Raw genomic sequence first — 20,477 nt, forward strand, 5'->3', positions numbered from 1 at the left:
CGGCCGAAGCCGCCCTCCCCCATAACAAGGTGTCGACGTCCTATTAGAAGGACAGCGACAGACCGGTCATGGCAGTCCAACCGGAGTTGGAGTACTGCTTGTTCTGGTTGGCAGTGATGCCAGCAACGCCGTCGCGCTGGTCCTTGTACTCGATGTAACCGATCGAGGCGAGGACGTCCACGCCCGGGCCGAGGTTGTACTTGCCCGAAGCCTGGTAGGCGTCGATGGTGTCGTCCTTGCCATTGCGCAGGGTGGTGTTGGTCAGACCAATGACCGACGAATGGAAGTAGGCGAACGACACGGCATACGGGCCGGAGGCGTACTGCAGACCCACGTCGTAGGCCACGCCGCCGAAGTCCAGCTCGCCGCCCTTGCCGGCGGTGCCGATCTGCGAGGTGCCGGACAGAGCAGCGGCGCTGTTGCCACCGTTGCGACGGTCGTCAGAGGCGCGCTGCACCGAACCACCCAGGGTGAAGCCGGCATACGACAGCTGAGCGCCGTAGGTCTGCTGGGTGTAGGCGTTCTCAGCCTTGTTGCCAACGGCCTTCAGGTCGACCCACACGTAGCCGGCCGAAGCCTTCACGCCCACCGGGCCGAAGGTGTTGGCGTACAGAGCACCACCGCCCCAAGCTTCGAGACGGTCGTTGCCGTTGCCACGGCCGTGCTGGCCGAGGCCAGTGGCGCCGTTGCGGACGGCGTTCGGGATGTACGAAGCGCCCAGGGTCAAACCGTAGAAGGACGGAGCAACGTAGGTCAGCTTCTCGGCCTTGTCGTCGGCGATCGCCTGAGTGGTGTTCGACGACGCGGTGTAGCCAACGCGCTGGTTCATGCCCATCACGCCAGACGGCTTGGTGATGGCCCAGTTGCCCAGCATCACGCCGCCCGAGGTGAAGTTGCCGGCGGCGTCCGGAGCCTGCACGTGCAGCAGGGCGGTGCCATTGTTGTGCATGCCGGCCAGGACCTTACCGAAGCCACCCTCGACCCAGGCGTAGCTGTTGTCGATGACGTCGGTGACGGTGTCGGAGTGACCGCCAGCGATCAGGTCAAAGCGCACGCCGACCTTCAGGCCGTTGTCCAGAGCGGTCGAACCGTCGAAGGTGATCAGGTTGAAGCCCTTGACGTCGGCATTGCTGCGCCAGGAAGCGGCACCGAAACCGGCCTGCTCCTGGAAGTCCTGGTCCTGCCAAGCGCCGACGACCCACCACTTGGAGAAGCCGGACATGTTCAGCTTGATCTTCTCAGCGGCGGAGGCGGCGCCGGCGCTCATCATGCCGGCGGCGACCAGCGCGGTGCTGGCGAAAAGAATCTTCTTCATGGTATCTCCTCTCTTTGGCCTTGCGATGTCGACCCCCAATGGCCGTACCCGCTATCCAAATGAACGAACGGTCGCCATCACGCCATGGTCGGCCGCCGCAGTCAAGCAAGGTGGGGTGTGTCCTGTATCGAAAACTCCGCACTGTGGCATCGTTGCAACACAGGCCTAAGTGGGAGCGTTCCGGCCGTTACCGCTTGCAGGGGGGCCGCCTCTCGTAGCATTGTTGCCTGTCGCGACGGCGGGTCCCTGCCGTCGGAGGCATTTCGCGTGCCAACAGGCCGCGCGCTGGCGCGGCGGGGTGAAGACGGTGATGACGAGGAAGATTTCGGTGGGCGGAAAGATTTTGACGGGTGCCGTGGCGCTGCTCGGCGCGACTCTTGTCCTGTCGGCCTGCGACAAGACCCAGGCGGTTTTTCCCGATAAGGACAAGGGCGATTCGGCGCCGCGCATGTCCAATGAGAAGCGCGAGACCATCTTCGGGCCGGAAGGCCTGTTCGGCAAGAGCAAGCCCGAGGGCGAGGGCGCGGGCATCGGCGTCAACGCCTTCCTTTGGCGGGCGTCGCTCGACACCGTGTCGTTCATGCCGATCACCACGGCGGATGCCTTCGGCGGCACCATCATCACCGACTGGTACCAGCTGCCCGAGACGCCGAGCGAGCGCTATAAGGTCAACGTCTTCATCCTCGACCGGACGCTGCGCGCCGATGGCGTCAAGGTGTCGCTGTTCAAGCAGGTGCGCGACGGGTCGGGCAGCTGGGTCGATGTGCGCGTCGATCCCAAGATGGTCGTCGACCTGGAGAACTCGATCCTGACCCGGGCCAGGCAGCTGAGGGTCGTGTCGAGCGAACCGACGCAATAAGCAAGAGATGCGGGCGGCCCTCGAGCGCCGCCCGATCCTTAATCTTCCCAACCAAGAGCAATGGACAAGCCCATGTCGCGCCCGGAAGGCATCAGCGGCGACCGCTACAACGTCAAGGAAACCGAAGCCCGCTGGCAGAAGGCCTGGGAGGAGAAGCGCTGCTTCGAGGCTGAGATTGCGCCGGGCAAGCCTAAATATTACGTGCTGGAGATGTTCCCCTATCCGTCGGGGCGCATCCACATGGGCCATGTGCGCAACTACACCCTGGGCGACGTGGTGGCGCGTTACAAGCGGGCCCGGGGTTTCAACGTGCTGCACCCCATGGGCTGGGACGCCTTCGGCCTGCCGGCCGAGAACGCCGCCATCTCGAACAACGTCCATCCCGCCAAGTGGACGCGGGAAAACATCGCCGCCATGCGCGAGCAGCTGAAGTCCATGGGCCTGTCCTACGACTGGCGCCGCGAGGTGGCCACCTGCGAGCCCGAATACTACCGCCATGAACAGAAGATGTTCCTGGACTTCCTCAAGGCCGGCCTGGTCTACCGCAAGGAATCCTGGGTCAACTGGGATCCGGTGGAGAACACCGTGCTGGCCAACGAGCAGGTGATCGACGGGCGCGGCTGGCGTTCGGGCGCCCTGGTGGAAAAGCGCCTGCTGTCCCAGTGGTTCCTGAAGATCACCCATTACGCCCAGGATCTGCTCGATAGCCTGACGACGCTGGAGCGCTGGCCCGAGCGGGTGCGCCTGATGCAGGAGAACTGGATCGGCCGCTCCGAGGGCGCCCGGCTGATGTTCGACCTGGCCGGTCGTTCCGATCGACTGGAGATCTTCACCACCCGTCCCGACACCCTGTTCGGCGCCAAGTTCGTCGCCATCGCCGCCAACCATCCCCTGGCGGCCGAGCTGGCGGCGGGCAATCCGGCGCTGGCGGACTTCGTGGCCGAATGCAACCGCATGGGCACTTCGGAAGCGGCCATCGAGACCGCCGAGAAGAAGGGCTTCGACACCGGCCTCAAGGCCGTGCATCCCTTCGATTCCAGCTGGACGCTGCCCATCTACGTGGCCAATTTCGTGCTGATGGATTACGGCTCGGGCGCCATCTTCGGCTGTCCCGCCCACGACCAGCGTGACCTGGACTTCGCCAACAAGTACGGCCTGGGCTGGACCCAGGTGGTTGAGCCCGCCTCGGAGAAGGAGGCGGTTCTCGCCGCCATCGCCAAGGGCGAGGCCTATACCGGCGACGGCAAGGCCATCAATTCGAAGTTCCTGGACGGCTTGGCCGTGGACGAGGCCAAGGCCGAGGCCATCCGCCGCATCGAGGAAATGGGACGCGGCGAGCGCACCATCAATTACCGCCTCAGGGATTGGGGCGTGTCGCGCCAGCGCTATTGGGGCTGCCCCATTCCGGTGATCCATTGCGAGGCCTGCGGCACCGTGCCGGTTCCGGCCGAGCAGCTGCCCGTGGTGCTGCCCGAGGACGTCAGCTTCGACAAGCCGGGCAATCCGCTCGACCACCATTCCACCTGGAAGAACGTGGACTGCCCCTGCTGCGGCAAGCCGGCGCGGCGCGAGACCGACACCTTCGACACCTTCTTCGAATCCAGCTGGTATTTCGCCCGTTACACCTCGCCTGACCGCGCGGACGTGGCCTTCGACCGGGAAGCGGCCGATTACTGGATGAGCGTCGACCAGTATATCGGCGGCATCGAGCATGCGGTGCTGCACCTGCTCTATTCCCGCTTCTTCACCCGCGCGCTCAAGGATTGCGGCTATCTCGGCGTCAAGGAGCCCTTCGCCGGCCTGCTGACCCAGGGCATGATCTGCCACGAGACCTACAAGTCCGAGGACGGCGCCTGGCTGTTCCCCACCGAGGTGGTTCCCGGTGCCGACGGCAAGCTGGTCCATGCCGAGACCGGGGCGCCGGTGACCGGCGGCCGTTCCGAGAAGATGAGCAAGTCCAAGAAGAACGTGGTGGACCCGGCCGGCATCATCGACGGCTACGGCGCCGACACGGCGCGGCTGTTCATGCTGTCGGACAGCCCGCCCGAACGTGACCTGGACTGGACCGAGGCCGGCGTCGACGGCGCCTGGCGCTACGTCAACCGACTGTGGCGCATGGTGGCGTCGGCCGAGCTGCCGCCGGTGGGCGCGCCCATGCCGGAGCTGTCGGGCGAGGTGGCCAAGATCCGCCGTCTGCTGCACAAGACCATCGCCCAGGTGGGCGATGATCTCGAACGCTTCCACTTCAACAAGGCCGTTGCCCGCATCCGCGAGATGACCAACGGCCTCGGAGAACTAACGGGGGGCGAGCTGCCCGCCGGCGATGCCGGGGCCGCCTGGGTGCTGCGCGAGGGTCTGGAGGCCACCGCCCGCCTGATCGGCCCCATGATGCCTCACTTGGCCGAGGAGATGTGGCAGGCTCTGAATGGTTCCGGCCTGCTGGCCGAGGCGGCCTGGCCGGTGGCCGATCCCGCCCTGCTGGTGGAGGACAGCGTCACCGTCGCGATTCAGGTCAACGGCAAGCTGCGCGCCACCATCGAGTTGCCCAAGGATGCCGACGCCGCCCTGGCGGAGCAGACGGCCCTTGCGCAACCCCAGGTGATTTCGGCAATGTCGGGGAAGCCCGCGCGCAAGGTCGTGGTCGTGCCCAATCGGATCGTCAATGTGGTGGTCTAGAGCGCTTCTTCTGTTCGCTGTTCTGGCGCTGGGCCCGACGGGCTGCGGCTTCAAGCCCATGTACGGCACGCCGTCGGGTGCCGCCGCCGGCGTGGACGTGGATCTGGCCGCCATCCGCATCGAGCCCATCAAGGACCGCGTCGGCCAGCAGTTGCGCAACGCCCTGGTGCAACGCCTGTCGCCGCGCGGCGAGGCGGCGGATTACACCTACACGCTGACGGTCAGACTGACCGAATCGGTGAGCAATCTCGGCTTCCGCAAGGATACCTTCGCCACCGTCGCCAATCTCACCATGTCGGCCCAGGTTCAGCTGACCAAGGAAGCATCGACGATTCTCGGCGATTCGGTCAGCACCACCGTCTATTTCGACCATCTGGGGCCGCGTTATGCCAGCGTCGCCACCGAGCGCGACGCGGAAGAGCGGGCGCTTACCCAATTGGCCGACGATATCCGCAATCGTATCGCGGTGGCCATCCAGCGCTATCAGGCCAATCCCAATGCGGAGCGCTACAAACGGCGCACCATTTTCCGGGACTCCCAGGACGAGGTCCGCTGATGAAGCTCGCGGGATCGCGGGCCGAGGCGTTCCTCAAGGCGCCGGATCCTGCCATGCGCGCCGTGCTGGTCTTCGGTCCCGACCTTGGCCTGGTGCGTGAGAGGGTGCAGCGGCTGATCCGTTCGGTGGTTCCCGACGTTTCCGATCCCTTCCGGGTGGCCGAACTCAGCCCCGCCGCGCTCAAGGAGGTTCCCTCCCGTCTGGCCGACGAGGCCGCGGCCATGGCGCTGGGCGGCGGACGGCGTGCCGTGGTGCTGCGTGACGCCGGCGACGCCCAGACGGGGGCGGTGTCCTCCTTCCTGGCGCGGCCCATGGGCGACGCCCTGGTGGTGATCGAAGGCGGCGAGCTGGGGCCGCGCTCCTCGCTTCGCAAGCTGTTCGAAGGCGCCGACAATGCCGCCGCCCTGGCCTGCTACGGCGATGAGGGCGGTTCACTGGCCGGGGTGATCCAGGAGGAATTGAAGGCAGCCGGGCTGATGGCCGAACCCGACGCCATGGCGTATCTCACCGAGCATCTGGGCGGCGACCGCCGCCTGACCCGGGCCGAGCTGGGCAAGCTGGCGCTGTATATGGGCGGACCCGGCCGGGTGGGCCTGGAGGACGCCATCGCCTGCGTTGGCGATACCGCCGCGCTCGGCCTCGACGACCTGGCGCTGGCCACCGCCGACGGCGACCACGCCGGGGCGCAGCGGGTGCTCGACCGCCTGCTGCGCGAGGGCAACCAGCCAGTGGGCATGCTGCGCTCGGTGGCGCGGCACTTCCAGCGGCTGCACCTGGCCGCCGGACTGATGAACCAGGGCAAGTCCACCGACCAGGCCATGGCGGCCTTGAAGCCGCCGGTGATCTTCAAGGCCGCCGACCGCTTCAAGCGCCAGCTGTCGCGCTGGCCCGCCGACCGTCTGGGCAAGGCACTCGACCTGCTGACCGAGGCCGAGGTGGATTGCAAGACCACCGGCATGCCGGCCGCCGAGATCACCTCGCGCGCCCTGATGATGATTGCCCGAGCGGCGGCGAGGCGATGATTCGAATCCTCGGCATAAACGCCGCCATCTTAGTGGTGGGGCTGATCATCGCCGAGTTGATCTTCGGCAGCTGGCTGTTCGGCCCCAGCTGGGGAACCATGAACATCCCCCGCGACATCCACCGGGTCTTTGATGTCAGCGGCCTCTACAATGGGCCCAAGGAGGCGGTCTATTCCCGCGACCGCTGGGGGTTGCGGGGCCAATATGCCAATCCCGGGGCCATCGACATCCTGACCATCGGCGGTTCGACCACCGACCAGCGCTTCATCGGCGATGGTGAGACCTGGCAGGACTATCTGGCGCATGACCTGGGCGGCAAGGTGGTGGTCAACGCCGGCATCGACGGCCAGTCCACCTTTGGCCATCTGCGGGCCTTCGATCGCTGGCTATCGCAGATTCCCGGCCTGAAGCCCCGCTATGTGCTCGCCTATATCGGCGTCAACGACGCCCATCTGGAGGGCCAGCAGCAATGGGACGACATGGCGTCGCCCTCACTGCGTCGTCGGGTGGAACGCTACATCACCAACCATTCCGCCCTGGTTCAGGTGGTGACGACCATCCAGGGGACGTTGAAGGCCCGCAAAGCCCACGTGGTGCATGGCGGTAGCGAGTACGCGCGCGGACCCTGGATAGCCGGCACGCCGCCCGATCCGGACAAGGTGGTCGATGCGGCCCTGCTCGGCGCCTACGAGCAGCGGGTCGAGGCCCTGATCGCGCGGATCAGGGCCATGGGCGCCGAGGCGGTCATCGTCACCCAGAGCCGCTCCGACTACCGGGTGACAGAGGCGGGCAAACCCCTGGGCCGGGGAACATCGCCGGATTCCTTGAATTTCGGTTCGTGGGCCATGCAGACCGCCTTCAACCGCCGGGCCATGGCGGCCTGCGCCAGGGCCGGCGCCGTCTGCCTCGACCTGGGCGGCGGGCTGACCTTCGAGGACGGCGATTTCTACGATTGGGTTCACACCACGCCGGCGGGAAATCGCCGTATCGCCGCATGGCTTGCCCCGCGTCTGAGGGCGGTCCTGCAATAGAGCGCTGAATTCGAACACTATTCGATTTCACCTGCGTCTTGTAGAAACCAGGAAAGCCCCCCATTCTTCTCTTTCAGAAGGCAGGCGCAGACTCTGCCGGTATAAGGGGGGTGGGCCATGGAGATCTCCGCTTATCTGGACCGGCGCATCGCCGAATTGTCCGAAACCCTGGCCAAGGCGGGGGCCGAGCGCCTGATCCGCGCCTATGCCGGCGGCTTTCCCCTGGCCGACCTGGCCGAGGCCGAGCCGGAGATGGTCTATGGCGCGGCGCTCGGCCTGTTCGCCTTCATGCGCGAACGCAAGCCGGGCACGCCCGCCATCCGGGTGTTCGATCCCGACCTCGACCGTCACGGCTGGGTGTCCAGCCATTCGGTGGTGGAGATCGTCAACGACGATATGCCGTTCCTGGTGGATTCGGTGGCCATGGAGCTGGCCCGGCGCGGCATCAAGGTACATCTGCTGGTCCACCCGGTGGTGCGGGCCGACCGTGACGGGGCCGGCGGTCTGGTCCGGGTGACGGTCAACGGCGACGGCGCGCTGCAGGAATCGCTAATGCATGTGGAGATCGACCGCCAGCCGGCGCCGGTCCAGGCGGACCTGGCCGCCTCGCTGGCCGACGTGCTGGAACAGGTCCGCCAGGCGGTGGCCGACTGGCGCCGCATGCTGGACACCCTGTGGGCGGGGGTGACGGAATTCGAGGCGACTTCGGCCAAGGTGCCGGCCGACGAGAAGCAGGAGGCGCTGGCCTTCCTGGAATGGCTGGCCGACAACCATTTCACCTTCCTGGGCTATCGCCGCTTCGACCTTTCCAAGGGGGTGGCCGCCGATCCGGCCAGTGGGCTGGGCATCCTGTCCGACCCGCAAGCCCATGTGTTCGACGAGACGCTGACCCTGGCCGACATGCCGGCCGAGCTGCGGGCCTTCGTGCAGCGGCCCGACCCCCTGATGGTCACCAAATCGGCCCGCCACGCGGTGATCCACCGTCCGGTGCGCATGGACATCATCGGGCTGAAGCAATTCGACGCCAAGGGCAGGGTGGTGGGGCTGCACGCCTTTCTCGGCCTGTTCACCTCGGCCGCCTATAACGACCGCCCGGCCCAGATTCCGCTGCTGCGCCACAAGATCGCCCGGGTCGAGGCCCGGGCCGGCTTCAACAGGTCCGGCCACGACGCCAAGGCGCTGACCAATATCCTAGAGACCTATCCCAGGGACGAGCTGTTCCAGGTGTCCGAGGACGCGCTGTTCGAGACCAGCATCGGCATCCTGCACCTGCAGGACCGCCAGCGGGTGGCGGTGTTCCTCAGGAACGACGAGTTCCAGCGCTTTGTCTCCTGCCTGGTGTTCGTGCCGCGCGACCGCTACGACACGCCGCTGCGCTTGAGCATCACCGCCATGCTGGAAGAGGCGGTGGGCGGCACGCTGGACGCCTTCTACACCCAGGTGGCCGACCTGCCGCTCGCCCGGCTGCATTTCATCATCCGCACCACCCCCGGCCATCTGCCCAAGGTGGATGCCCAGGCGCTGGAGGTCCGCATCGCCGACGCGGCGCGCACCTGGCACGAGCATCTACAGGACGCCCTGATCCAGACCCATGGCGAGGCCGGCGGGCTGGCGCTGTCGCGGCGCTGGGGCCGGGGCTTCCCTGCCTCCTACCGCGAAAGCCACAGCGCGCTGGCGGCGGTGGGCGACGTGGGCCGCATCCAGGCGGCGTCGGGCGGCGACATCGTGCTCAATCTCTACCGCCCGGTGGAGGCCGAGCCGCACCAGGGCCGCCTCAAGCTGTACCGTTCGGGTCAGCCGGTGCCCCTGTCGGGCATCCTGCCCATGCTGGAAGCCATGGGGCTGATCGTCATCGCCGAGATGCCCCACGAGATCGTCCCGGAATCCGGTCCCGACGGGACGGTGTGGATACACGATTTCGAGGTGGAAAGCGCCGATGGTGGGCCGCTGGACGTGGCCGAGCGGCGCGACTTGTTCCACGACGCCCTGGCGGCGGTGTGGCGCGGCGATTTCGAAAGCGACGGTTTCAACCGGCTGGTGCTGTCGGCCGGCCTGTCGTGGCGCGAGATCATGGTACTGCGCGCCTACACCAAGTATCTGCGCCAGGCCGGCATCACCTACAGCCAGGCCTATATCGAGCAGGCCCTGGCCGGCAACGCCGACATGACCGCCGCCCTGGTCCAGCTGTTTCTCGCCGGCTTCGACCCTAAGGGAGATCCGGGCAAGGCGCTGGCGGCCGAGGCTATTCTGCTGGCCGGACTGGACAAGGTGGTCAGCGCCGACGACGACCGTATCCTGCGCCGCTTCCTCAACCTGATCCGTTCCACCTTGCGAACGAATTACTTCCAGGCCGATGCGGCCGGCCGGCCCAAGGCCTATCTGTCCTTCAAGCTGGATTCCCGGGCGGTGGACGAGTTGCCGGCGCCGCGGCCCATGGTCGAGGTGTTCGTCTATTCGCCCCGGGTCGAGGCCATCCACTTGAGGGGCGGCAAGGTGGCGCGCGGCGGCATCCGCTGGTCCGACCGCCGCGAGGATTTCCGCACCGAGATCCTGGGCCTGATGAAGGCCCAGATGGTCAAGAACGCGGTGATCGTGCCGGTGGGCGCCAAGGGCGGCTTCGTGGTCAAGAAGCCCCCGGCGACGGGCGGGCGCGAGGCTTATCTGGCCGAGGGCATCGAGTGCTACAAGACCCTGATGCGGGGTCTTCTGGACCTTACCGACAACCTGACCCCGGAAGGGGTGAAGCCGCCCAGGGACGTGGTGCGCAAGGACGGCGACGACCCCTATCTGGTGGTGGCCGCCGACAAGGGCACCGCCACCTTCTCCGACATCGCCAATTCGGTTTCCCTGGATTACGGCCACTGGCTGGGCGACGCCTTCGCCTCGGGCGGGTCCCAGGGCTACGACCACAAGAAGATGGGCATCACCGCCAAGGGCGCCTGGGTGGCGGTGGAGCGCCACTTCCGCGAAATGGGACTCGACACCCGGACCCAGGACTTCACCATGATCGGGGTGGGCGACATGTCGGGCGACGTGTTCGGCAACGGGTTGCTGCGCTCGCCCCATGCCGGGCTGGTGGCGGCCTTCAACCATGCCCACATCTTTCTCGATCCCAATCCCGACCGGGAAAGGACCTTCGCCGAGCGCGAGCGGCTGTTCAACGCCGTCAAGGCCTGGCCCGATTACGACACCACGCTGATTTCCGAAGGCGGCGGCATCTGGCCCCGGACGGCCAAGACCATCCCCATCTCTCCCCAGGCTAAGGAACGTTTCGGTATCGAAGCCGATACCCTGACCCCCACCGAACTGATCCGTGCCCTGCTGAAGGCCCCCGTCGACCTGCTGTTCCTGGGCGGTATCGGCACTTATGTGAAGGCGGCAAGCGAGAGCAACGCCGACGCCGGCGACCGCGCCAACGATTCCCTTCGCGTCAACGGCTCCGAGATCGGGGCCAAGGTGGTGGGCGAGGGCGCCAATCTGGGCTTCACCCAGCTGGGCCGTATCGAATACGCGCAAGAAGGAGCCGGCGGCGAAGGCGGGCGCATCGACACCGACGCCATCGACAATTCCGCCGGGGTGGATTGCTCGGACCACGAGGTCAACATCAAGATTCTGGTCAACGATCTGGTGTCGGCCGGCGACCTTACCCCGAAGCAGCGCGACAAGCTGCTGGCCGAGATGACCGAGGAAGTGGGCGCCCTGGTGCTGCGCGACAATTACCTTCAGACCCAGGCGCTTTCCATGCTGCAGGCCCAGGGGCCCGAACTGCTGGACGCCGAGGCGCGCTTCATGCGCCTTCTGGAAAAGGGCGGTCGTCTCGACCGGGGCATCGAGTTCCTGCCCACCGACGAGACGCTGACCGAGCGCGCCGCCAGGAAGCAGGGCTTTACCCGCCCCGAACTGGCGGTGCTGCTGGCCTATGGCAAGATCTGGCTCTACGACCACATCCTGGCCTCGGAGCTGCCCGACGACCCGTTCATGGCCATCGACCTCACCAACTATTTCCCCACCCAGCTCCGGGATCGTTTCGGCCACGACATCCAGCGCCACCGGCTGCGGCGCGAGATCATCGCCACGGTGGTGACCAATTCCATCGTCAACCGGGTGGGCGGGGCCTTCGTCTCGGAACTGATGGAGACCACCGGCCATCCTCCCGCCCAGGTGGCCCGGGCCTATATCGTGGCCCGCGACGCCTTCCGCATGCGCGAGGTCTGGCGGGCCATCGAGGAACTGGACGGCAAGGTCCCGGCCTCGGCCCAGACCGCCATGCAGATCGAGGCCAACCGGCTGGTGGAACGCGCCACCCTATGGGTGCTGCGCTCCATGCCGTCGCCCTTCGCGCTGGGGGCGGGCATCGCCGAACTGTCGCCCGGGGTCCGTGCGCTGGAAGGCGCGGTGCCGGCCATCCTGCCGCCCGACGCGGCGGCGGCCGTGCTGGCCCGCATCGAGTATTTCGTCGGCCAGGGCGTGCCCCACGATCTGGCCCAGCGGGTGGGCAACCTGATCGTGCTGGCTTCGGCCGCCGACATCCTGCGCATCGCCACCCGCCAGAACCTCACCATTGAGACGGCGGGGCGGCTGTATTTCGCGGTGGGGGCGCGGTTCTCGCTGGGCTGGCTCAGGGCCTCGGCCGAGAAACTGTCGGGGCGCGGCCACTGGCTGAAGCTGGCGGCGGCGGCGGCCATCGAGGACCTCTACGGCCACCAGCGCGACATCACCAGCGTGGTGGCGGCCTCCTATCCCGACCTCGAGCCCGACGCGGCGGTGCAGGCCTGGCTGGAGGCCAACCGGGCGGCGGTGGAACGGGCCGAGACCCTGCTGGCCGAGCTGAAGGCGGCCTCCCACATCGACCTGCCCATGATCATGGTGGCCAACCGGCAATTGCGGACCCTGACCGAGTCGGGTGTTGCGGCGCCGGGCGGGAACGGCTAAGGGAAAGGCATCAACGACATGAGGGCCGCGTCATGAAGTTTGCCGCCTTTCTCGATCAGCAGATCGCCGAGCATGCCGAGACGCTGGCCGTCACCGGCCAGGCGGTGCGCGAACCCTTCCAGCGCCTGGTCCAGGCCTGCGTCGACAGCCTGGCGGCGGGGGGCAAGATCCTGTTCTTCGGCAATGGCGGCTCGGCGGCCGACGCCCAGCATCTGGCGACCGAGTTGGTGGTCCGCTACCGCTACAACCGCAAGGCCCTGGCTGCCTTGGCGCTGACCACCGATACCTCGCTGTTGACCGCCTGCGCCAACGACTTCTCGTTCGAGGAAATCTTTTCGCGCCAGATCGAGGCGCTGGGCCGGCCCGGCGACGTGGCCATCGGCATCACCACCTCGGGCAACAGCCCGAACGTGCTGACCGCGCTCGCGGTAGCCCGCGACATGGGCCTGGTGGCGGCCGGCTTCTCGGGCCGCGATGGCGGCAAGATGGTGGGGCTGGCCGATCCGCTGCTGATTGTGCCCTCCAACGTCACCGCCCGCATTCAGGAAATGCACATCCTGATCGGCCATGCGCTGTGCGATCAAGTGGAAGCCGTCTCGGCTCCGGCCTGAGCGGTTTGCCTCCAAGGTCCTCGCTGTGCTAGAAGTCCGGCGTATTCGACCGAGTGGGCGATATTCGGGCATGAGCAAATCACAAGTTGGCATCGACGGCGGCTCCCACGCGCGCGCGGTGGAGATGGGGTCGGACCGGTCGTTCGGGCTGGTCTTCGCCGCCGTCTTCGCCATCGTTGCCCTGCTGCCGCTCAAGGACGGCGGCGAAGTCCGGCTGTGGGCCGGCGCTGTGGCCGGTGCCTTTCTGCTGGTGGCCCTGGTATACCCCAAGGCATTGAAGCCGCTTAACAAGCTGTGGTTCCTGATCGGTATGGCGCTACATCACGTGGTGACTCCGCTGGTGATGGGGCTGCTGTTCTTTCTCACCGTCACGCCCATCGCCCTGATCATGCGGGCAGTCGGCAAGGACCCGCTGCATCTGGCCCGTGACGACAAGGCCGCCAGCTATTGGATCAATCGTACCCCGCCGGGCCCGGCGCCCGACAGCATGCGGCGCCAGTTCTAGGAGATCGAGAGTTGAGCTTCCTCATCGAGCTTTGGCAATTCCTGCGCGAGCGCAAGAAGTTCTGGCTGCTGCCCATCCTGATCATGATGGTGGTGTTCGGCGGCCTGATCGTCCTGTCGCAGGGTTCGGCGGTGGCGCCTTTCATCTACACCCTGTTCTAGCGAGGGCGGATTTGCGCATCCTCGGCCTCTCCGCCCTGTACCACGACAGCGCCGCCGCCCTGATCGAGGATGGCCGCATCGTCGCCTGCGCCCAGGAAGAGCGCTTCACCCGCAAGAAGCACGACGCCGCCTTTCCCGAGAATGCCGTCGCCTATTGCCTGGCCGAGGCCGGGATCGGTCTCAACGACCTGGACAACGTGGTGTTCTACGACAAACCGTTCCTCAAATTCGAGCGGCTGCTGGAAACCTATGTGGCCTTCGCCCCCAAGGGCTTTTCGTCGTTCAAGACCGCCATTCCGGTGTGGCTGAAGGAAAAGCTGTTCCAAAAGGATCTGCTGGCCAAGGAATTCAAGCGCTTCGCGCCCGATTTCGACTGGATGAATAAGCTGCTGTTCGCCGAGCACCATCTCAGTCACGCGGCCAGCGCCTTCTTTCCCTCCCCCTTCGAGGACGCGGCGGTGCTGACCATGGACGGGGTGGGCGAGTGGACGACCACCTCGCTGGCCATGGGTTCGGGCAACAAGCTCGAGATTCACAAGGAGCTGCACTTCCCCCATTCCCTGGGGCTGCTCTATTCCGCCTTCACCTACTACACCGGCTTCAAGGTCAATTCCGGCGAATACAAGCTGATGGGCCTGGCGCCCTATGGTGAACCGAAATACACCAGGCTGATCCTCGACACTCTGGTCGATCTCAAGGAAGACGGCTCCTTCCGCCTGGACCAGTCGTATTTCGACTACTGCACCGGGCTCACCATGACCAACGGGCGTTTCGCCGCGCTGTTCGGCCAGCCGGTGCGCAAGGCGGACAAGGACCCGCTGACCCAATTCCACATGGACATCGCCGCCTCCATCCAGGAGGTGACCGAGATCATCGTCTCCAAGCTGTGCCGCGGCATCAAGAAGGAGACGGGTGCGAGGAACCTGTGCCTGGCCGGCGGCGTGGCGCTCAACTGCGTCTCCAACGGCAAGATCCTGCGCGAAGGCATCTTCGACAATATCTGGATTCAGCCGGCGGCCGGCGACGCCGGCGGGGCGCTGGGTGCGGCTTTGGCCGGCTATCACATCTTCAAGGGCCAGCCTCGCACCGTCACACCCGGCAAGGATGCCATGAAGGGCTCCTATCTCGGCCCCGTCTTCGAACAGGCCGATATCGAGGCGCGCCTCGCCGCCGCCGGCGCCAGGTTCGAGGTGATGGGCGAGGATCAGGTGATCGAGGCGACCGCTCAGGCCCTGGCCGAGGAAAAGGCGGTGGGCTGGATGCAGGGCCGCATGGAATTCGGCCCGCGCGCGCTGGGCGGCCGCTCCATTCTGGGCGATCCCCGTTCGCCCTCCATGCAGAAGACGCTGAATCTCAAGGTCAAGTACCGCGAAAGCTTCCGCCCCTTCGCCCCCAGCGTGCTGCGGGAGGACGTGGCCCAGTGGTTCGACCTGGACGGCGATTCGCCCTATATGCTGCTGGTCGCCCCGGTGGCGGAAAAACACCGCCGCGCCATGACCGCGGACGAGGAGAAGCTGTTCGGCATCGACAAGCTGAACGTGCCGCGCTCAGGGATTCCGGCGGTGACCCACGTGGATTACTCGGCCCGCGTCCAGACCATCCACGCCGACACCAATCCGCGCTACCACGCGCTGATCTCGGCCTTCAAGGCGCGGACAGGCTGCCCCGTGGTGGTCAACACCAGCTTCAACGTGCGCGGCGAGCCCATCGTCTGCACCCCCGAGGATGCTTTCCGCTGCTTCATGGGCAGCGAGATCGAGGTGCTGGTGGTGGGCAATTGCTTCCTCAGGAAGGAAGAGCAGGATCCGGCGCTCAAGCTGGATTACAAGAACGCCTTCGAACTGGATTAGACCCTTTGGGGGAGGGTGGCGATGAGGCTGTGGCGGACTCTGCGGCATCTGCGCCCTGCTCAGGTGGCTCACCGCCTGTGGTACCGGGCGCGCTTGGCGTATTTCCGCACGGCTCTGGCCTCGGGCCGCTTGGGCAAGGAGACGGCCGCTCCGGTTCTTGCGCCACCGTTCGCCCCGGGGCATGAGGCCAACGGGCGGCTGATCCTGACCGGCCGGATCAGGCTGGTGGGCCTGGAAGGCCCGGCCGATGGCTGGGCCGCGCCCGGCCTGCCCCTGTTGTGGCGCTTCACCCTGCATTACTTCGAATGGCTGGCCGATCTGCGTGCCCTGGGGGAAGAGGGCCGCCCGCCCGCCCGCGCCCTGGTCGCCCAATGGCTGGCGCGCTTCGAGCGCTTCGACCCGGTGGCCTGGCATCCCTATCCCCTGTCGCTGCGGCTGGTGTCGTGGCTGGCCCATGCCCAATTCCTGTGCCAGGGGGCCGATACGGCATTCGTCGAAGCCTTTCACCGCTCGCTGCATCGCCAGGCCCGGCACCTGGAGCGGGTGTGGGAGCGCGACGTGGGCGGCAATCACCTGATCAAGAACCTCAAGGCTGCCATTACCGCTGCCTTGTGCCTGCCCGGTCATGAGGGAACCTTGGCCGGAGCGCTGAGGGTGCTGGAGGGCGAGATCGGGCGGCAGATTCTTTCCGACGGCTGCCATTACGAGCGCTCGCCCAGCTACCATTACCAGGTATTGGGCGATCTGGAGGATCTGGCCGCGCTGTTCGAGGCGCCGCCCGCCTTCCTCGCCGAGGCCATCGGGCGCATGCGCCCGGCGGCGGCCTTCTTCGTCATGGCGCCCGGCATGCTGGCCCAGTTCAACGACGGGACCGCCGACGGTCCGGCGGACGTGCCCGAGGGGGCGGTGCCTGCAGCGCTCCCCCAGGCGGGGTATTGGCGGCTGGAGGCCGGAACGGCCCGGCTGATGGTGGATTGCGGTCCCTGCTGCCCCGACGATCTGCCGGCCCACGCCCATGCCGACACCTTGTCGTTCGAATTCTTCGACGGCGGCCATCCGCTGGTGGTCAATTGCGGCACCTATGCCTATCAGGATGCGGCGTGGCGCAATCGTTTCCGGGGCACCGCCTTCCACTCCACCTTGAGCGTGGATGACGGCGACAGCGCCGAGGTCTATGGTGGCTTTCGCCTCGGCCGCCGGCCGGGGCGTTTCGCCGTGACGTGTGGAGAAGGCCGGTTCTCAGGGGAATTCGATGGCTGGAGCCGTCTGGGCTTGACCCATCGCCGCACCCTGGCCCTGGAGGAGGGACGGCTGGAGGGAACCGACGAGGTGTTTTCGGCGCGTCCCGGGGCCGCCCACACTCTGACGGCGCGGTTCCACCTGCATCCGTCGGTGACGGCGCGGCCGGACGGCGACGGGATCGTGGCGTCCACGGCGGGCGGCGCGGTCTGGCGCTTCGCCGCACCCGGCCTGGCGGTGTCCCTGACCGAGTCCCGCTATTCCCCCCGCTTCCATGAGATGGAGCTCACCCGCTGCATCCGGGTGGACGTCCCGCTGACAGGGGAGAAGGCGGTTCTGGCGTGGCGGTTCTACCGCCCGTAATCGTCTTCGATGCGGACGATGTCGTCCTCGCCCACATATTCGCCCGACTGCACCTCGATCAGGCGCAGCGGTACCTTGCCGGGGTTTTCCAGGCGGTGGTTGGTGCCGGCGGGAATGAAGGTGGATTCGTTCTCGCGCAGCACGAAGGTGTTGTCGCCGCAGGTGACCAGGGCGGTTCCGCGCACCACCACCCAATGCTCGGAGCGGTGCCAGTGCTTTTGCAGCGACAGCTTGGCGCCCGGGTCCACGTGGATGTGCTTGACCTTGAAGCGCTCGCCCTGCTCGACGGTCTGGTACCAGCCCCAGGGGCGCCAGCCGCGGGTGCCCTGGGTGGCTTCGGGGCGGCCCTCGCGCTTCAGGGCCTCGACCACCGCCTTGACCTCCTGGTCGCGGGCCTTGTCGGCCACCAGCACGGCGTCGTCGGTGGCGATTACCACCAGATCCTTGACGCCCACCGCCGCGACCAGCCGGCCTTGGCTGCGCAGGTAGCAGCCCGAGCTTTCCAGGGCCAGGACGTCGCCCTGGATGGCGTTGCCGTCGAGATCGCGGCCCGATTCCTGCCACAGCGCCGACCACGAGCCGATGTCGGACCAGCCCATCTCCACCGGCACCACCGCCACCTTGTCCGACTTTTCCATCACCGCGTAGTCGATGGACTGGCCGGCGATGGCGGCGAAGGCCTTGTCGTCCAGGCGGAAGAAGAACAGGTCCGAGCGGCCCTGGTCGATGGCGGCCTTGCACGATTCGGCCATGCCGGGGGCGTGGCGGGACAATTCGTCGAGGAACAGGCGCACCGGCAGTAGGAAAATACCGCTGTTCCAGGTGTAATCACCCGAGGCGACATAGGTTTCGGCGGTGGCCAGATCGGGCTTCTCGACGAAGCGCTCCACCTCGAAGCCGCCGTCCAGCGCCTTGCCGCGCTTGATGTAGCCGTAGCCGGTGTTGGGATTGGTGGGCTGGATGCCGAAGGTGACCAGACGCCCCGCCTCGGCCAGCGGAATCGCGGATTCCAGGGCTTTGTGAAAGGCGGGCACGTCGCCGATCAGATGGTCGGACGGCATCAGCAGCATCAGGCCGTCGGGATCGCTGTCTGTCAGGATCAGGGCGGCCACCGCCGCGGCCGGGGCGGTGTTGCGTCCCACCGGCTCGATGACCACGGCGCGGGGTTCCAGCCCAACCTCGCGCAGCTGCTCGGCGACGACGAAGCGGTGTTCCACATTGCACACCACCACCGGCGGCACGCCCAGGCGAAGCGCTGTATCCTGCAGCAAGGTCCGCTCTCCGGTCAGCTTCAGCAGCTGCTTGGGCATCAATTCCCGCGACAGCGGCCACAGCCGGGTGCCGGCGCCACCGGACAGGATGACGGGAATGAGGGTGGTCATCGCTTAATTCTCCTTGTTCCGCCACCAATGTGCGGTGGCGGCCAGTCCTTCGTCCAGAGTTTCGGGCGGCACCCAGCCCACGGCCTCGGCCAGGGCCGAACCATCCACTTCCAGTGAGGCGGTCAGGCGCTGGATGGCCGCGCCCCTGCCCAGCAGACCGGCGCCCAGGCGCATCAACCCGATGGGCACCGGCAGCAGCCGGGCCGGACGGCCCAGTGCCCTGGCCAGTCCCCGCACCAGCCCGGCGGTGCTTGGCGCCTCGGCGTCGCACAGGGTGAAGACGCGGCATTGGCCGGAAGCCGGCGGCTGGTCGAGGACGGCGCGGATGGCATCGACCAGGTTGCCCAGGCCGATCAGCGAGCGCCGGTTGGCGGTGCAGCAGCCCAGCGGCAGCGGCAGGCCGCGATCGACCAGGCCGATCAGCGAGCGGAAATTGCCCTTCACTCCGGGGCCGTAGACCAGGGGCGGGCGCAGAACCGTCACCGCCAGCCCGGTACGGGCGGCGATGTCGGCCAGTCCCCGCTCGGCCTCCAGCTTGGAGATGCCGTAAGGGTCCACCGGGGCGGCGTTCAGGGGGCCGAAGAGCGTGCCGGTGGTTTCCTCGCCATTGGCCTTGATGGAGCTGAGGAACACCAGATGACCGATGCCCGCGCCTGCCGCCTGCTCGGCCAGCCGCAGGGTTCCCGCCACATTGGCGGCTCGGAACTCGGCCAGGGGATCGTGGGAGGTGTCGTGCATCACATGGACGCGGGCGGCCAGATGCACCACCGCCTGCATTCCCTGAAGGGCGGCATTCCAGTCGCCATCCGCGGCCAGCCGCCCGGCTGGTCGCGGCAGGACGCGGTGGGGCAGATGGGGCTGGCCGCGTACCGCGCCGGCGACCGCGTGGCCCAGTTCGACCAGCCGGCGGCACAGGGGCTGGCCGACAAAGCCGTTGGCGCCGGTAACCAGGATGGTCATCGCAGGATTCCTCCCGCCCAGCGGGTCATCTGCGCCAGCATCGCGCCGACCACCAGCACGGCGGCGACCACCGCCGGGACGGCATGACCGAGGGCGGCCAGCAGGGCGGCGCCGACCAGCAGGACATTACCGCCCAGGATCAGCAGCGATACCCGGGCGTGGCTTTGGCCGCCGCGCACGGCGCGCTGGTAGAAATGGCGGCGGTGGGCCTGCCAGATGCGCTCGCCGTCCCCGAGGCGCCACAGCAGGGTGATGGTGGCGTCGGCCAGGTAATAGGCGGGTAGAATCAGGGCGGCGGCCAAGTGCCCGGCAACCGCCAGCTGCACCAGCAGCCCACCCAGCAGGAAACCCAGGGGGATGGAGCCGGAATCACCCAGGAAGATACGGGCCGGGTGCCAGTTCCACACCAGAAAGCCCAGGGCGGCGGCGGCGATGATCAGGGCGGGTGGCAGCAGCCCGCCCAGGCCGATCACGGCGGCGATGGCCGCCAGGCCCAGGCCGATGGCGGCGCTCTCCACGCCGGTGATGCCGTCGATGCCGTCCATGAAATTGTAGAGATTGACGAACCACAGCCAGCCCAGGCCGATCAGCAGGCGGTCCGCCCACAGGGGCAGCAGGCCCTGGAAGGCCAGGGCCTCGGCGCCGAGGCCGATCAGGCTGGCGGCGATGACGGCGGCCTGGGCCAGGAAGCGGGGGAGCGGCGCCAGTCCCTTGCGGTCGTCCACCCAGGAGATGGCCATCAGCACCAGGGCACCGGCCGCCAGGGCGGTGGGCTGGCCGGGGACGGCGAAGGCGGCCAGGATCAACGCCGCCACGGTGACCGGCGTGACCGCCAGCCCGCCGCCCCGGGGCGTGGGCAGGCTGTGGCTGGAGCGCTCGTTGGGATGGTCGAGGATCTGCCGGTGGCGCAGCCAGACCAGCACGGCGCGGGTGGCTCCCAGACTGGCGGCGAAGGTCGCCAAAGCCGCCCAAAGGGAAGCCTGCCCGATCTCCGTCAGCGTCTGGACCGCCACCG

Annotated in this window: 15 protein-coding genes; 11 read left to right on the forward strand and 4 right to left on the reverse strand. The window is 67.3% G+C overall.

The window, feature by feature from the left end; translation table 11 throughout:
- Nucleotides 1-43: 43 nt before the first annotated feature.
- Nucleotides 44-1,315 (reverse strand): porin, encoded by a 1,272-nt coding sequence (locus XM1_RS03995; protein WP_068430104.1) that lies wholly within the window; start codon nucleotides 1,313-1,315, stop codon nucleotides 44-46.
- Between the two features lie 310 nt (nucleotides 1,316-1,625).
- Here XM1_RS03995 and XM1_RS04000 point away from each other — a divergent pair, with 310 nt between their 5' ends.
- The 11 genes from XM1_RS04000 (at nucleotide 1,626) to XM1_RS04045 (ending at nucleotide 17,120) form a co-directional block, all read left to right on the forward strand.
- Nucleotides 1,626-2,174 carry a DUF3576 domain-containing protein gene (locus tag XM1_RS04000; protein ID WP_068430107.1) on the forward strand — a complete coding sequence of 183 codons (549 nt, stop codon included), beginning with the start codon at nucleotides 1,626-1,628 and terminating at the stop codon, nucleotides 2,172-2,174.
- A 72-nt stretch (nucleotides 2,175-2,246) separates the two neighbouring features.
- Nucleotides 2,247-4,850 carry a leucine--tRNA ligase gene (gene leuS, locus XM1_RS04005; RefSeq protein WP_068437467.1) on the forward strand — a complete coding sequence of 868 codons (2,604 nt, stop codon included), beginning with the start codon at nucleotides 2,247-2,249 and terminating at the stop codon, nucleotides 4,848-4,850.
- Entirely contained in the window at nucleotides 4,837-5,406 is a 570-nt protein-coding gene (gene lptE / locus XM1_RS04010) for an LPS assembly lipoprotein LptE (protein WP_068430109.1), read from the forward strand. Before leuS ends, lptE begins: the two co-directional genes overlap by 14 nt.
- Nucleotides 5,406-6,428 (forward strand): DNA polymerase III subunit delta, encoded by a 1,023-nt coding sequence (holA, locus tag XM1_RS04015; RefSeq protein WP_068430112.1) that lies wholly within the window; start codon nucleotides 5,406-5,408, stop codon nucleotides 6,426-6,428. The genes lptE and holA overlap by 1 nt, the downstream gene beginning before the upstream one ends.
- Complete coding sequence (locus tag XM1_RS04020) at nucleotides 6,425-7,459, forward strand: SGNH/GDSL hydrolase family protein (RefSeq protein WP_068430114.1); 1,035 nt, start codon at nucleotides 6,425-6,427, stop codon at nucleotides 7,457-7,459. Before holA ends, XM1_RS04020 begins: the two co-directional genes overlap by 4 nt.
- 117 nt (nucleotides 7,460-7,576) lie before the next feature.
- Nucleotides 7,577-12,391 carry an NAD-glutamate dehydrogenase gene (locus tag XM1_RS04025; RefSeq protein WP_068430116.1) on the forward strand — a complete coding sequence of 1,605 codons (4,815 nt, stop codon included), beginning with the start codon at nucleotides 7,577-7,579 and terminating at the stop codon, nucleotides 12,389-12,391.
- 32 nt (nucleotides 12,392-12,423) lie between these two features.
- A complete protein-coding gene (locus XM1_RS04030) occupies nucleotides 12,424-13,002 on the forward strand; it encodes a D-sedoheptulose 7-phosphate isomerase (RefSeq protein WP_068430119.1) in 579 nt (192 codons plus the stop codon).
- A gap of 70 nt (nucleotides 13,003-13,072) precedes the next feature.
- On the forward strand, nucleotides 13,073-13,507 hold the full coding sequence (locus XM1_RS04035; protein ID WP_068430128.1) for an SxtJ family membrane protein: 435 nt from the start codon (nucleotides 13,073-13,075) through the stop codon (nucleotides 13,505-13,507).
- 11 nt (nucleotides 13,508-13,518) lie between these two features.
- Complete coding sequence (locus XM1_RS24475; RefSeq protein ID WP_008616124.1) at nucleotides 13,519-13,668, forward strand: DUF5989 family protein; 150 nt, start codon at nucleotides 13,519-13,521, stop codon at nucleotides 13,666-13,668.
- Nucleotides 13,669-13,679: 11 nt separating this feature from the next.
- Nucleotides 13,680-15,518, forward strand: coding sequence for a carbamoyltransferase (locus XM1_RS04040; RefSeq protein WP_068430137.1), 1,839 nt, complete (start codon nucleotides 13,680-13,682; stop codon nucleotides 15,516-15,518).
- Nucleotides 15,519-15,539: 21 nt separating this feature from the next.
- Nucleotides 15,540-17,120, forward strand: a complete 1,581-nt coding sequence (locus XM1_RS04045; RefSeq protein WP_068430143.1) for a heparinase II/III family protein — start codon at nucleotides 15,540-15,542, stop codon at nucleotides 17,118-17,120.
- On the opposite strand, the gene XM1_RS04050 is transcribed toward XM1_RS04045, so the two are convergent.
- Genes XM1_RS04050 through XM1_RS04060 form a run of 3 tightly spaced genes read right to left on the reverse strand, consistent with a single transcriptional unit; the run spans nucleotide 17,108 to nucleotide 20,475 of the window.
- A complete protein-coding gene (locus XM1_RS04050; RefSeq protein WP_068430145.1) occupies nucleotides 17,108-18,502 on the reverse strand; it encodes a mannose-1-phosphate guanylyltransferase/mannose-6-phosphate isomerase in 1,395 nt (464 codons plus the stop codon). The genes XM1_RS04045 and XM1_RS04050 overlap by 13 nt on opposite strands.
- Nucleotides 18,503-18,505: 3 nt before the next feature.
- Nucleotides 18,506-19,462, reverse strand: a complete 957-nt coding sequence (locus XM1_RS04055) for an SDR family oxidoreductase (RefSeq protein WP_068430147.1) — start codon at nucleotides 19,460-19,462, stop codon at nucleotides 18,506-18,508.
- Entirely contained in the window at nucleotides 19,459-20,475 is a 1,017-nt protein-coding gene (locus XM1_RS04060) for a glycosyltransferase family 4 protein (RefSeq protein ID WP_231920684.1), read from the reverse strand. Before XM1_RS04060 ends, XM1_RS04055 begins: the two co-directional genes overlap by 4 nt.
- Between the last annotated feature and the right edge of the window lie 2 nt (nucleotides 20,476-20,477).

This window comes from Magnetospirillum sp. XM-1 (genome assembly GCF_001511835.1).
Classification (GTDB): domain Bacteria; phylum Pseudomonadota; class Alphaproteobacteria; order Rhodospirillales; family Magnetospirillaceae; genus Phaeospirillum.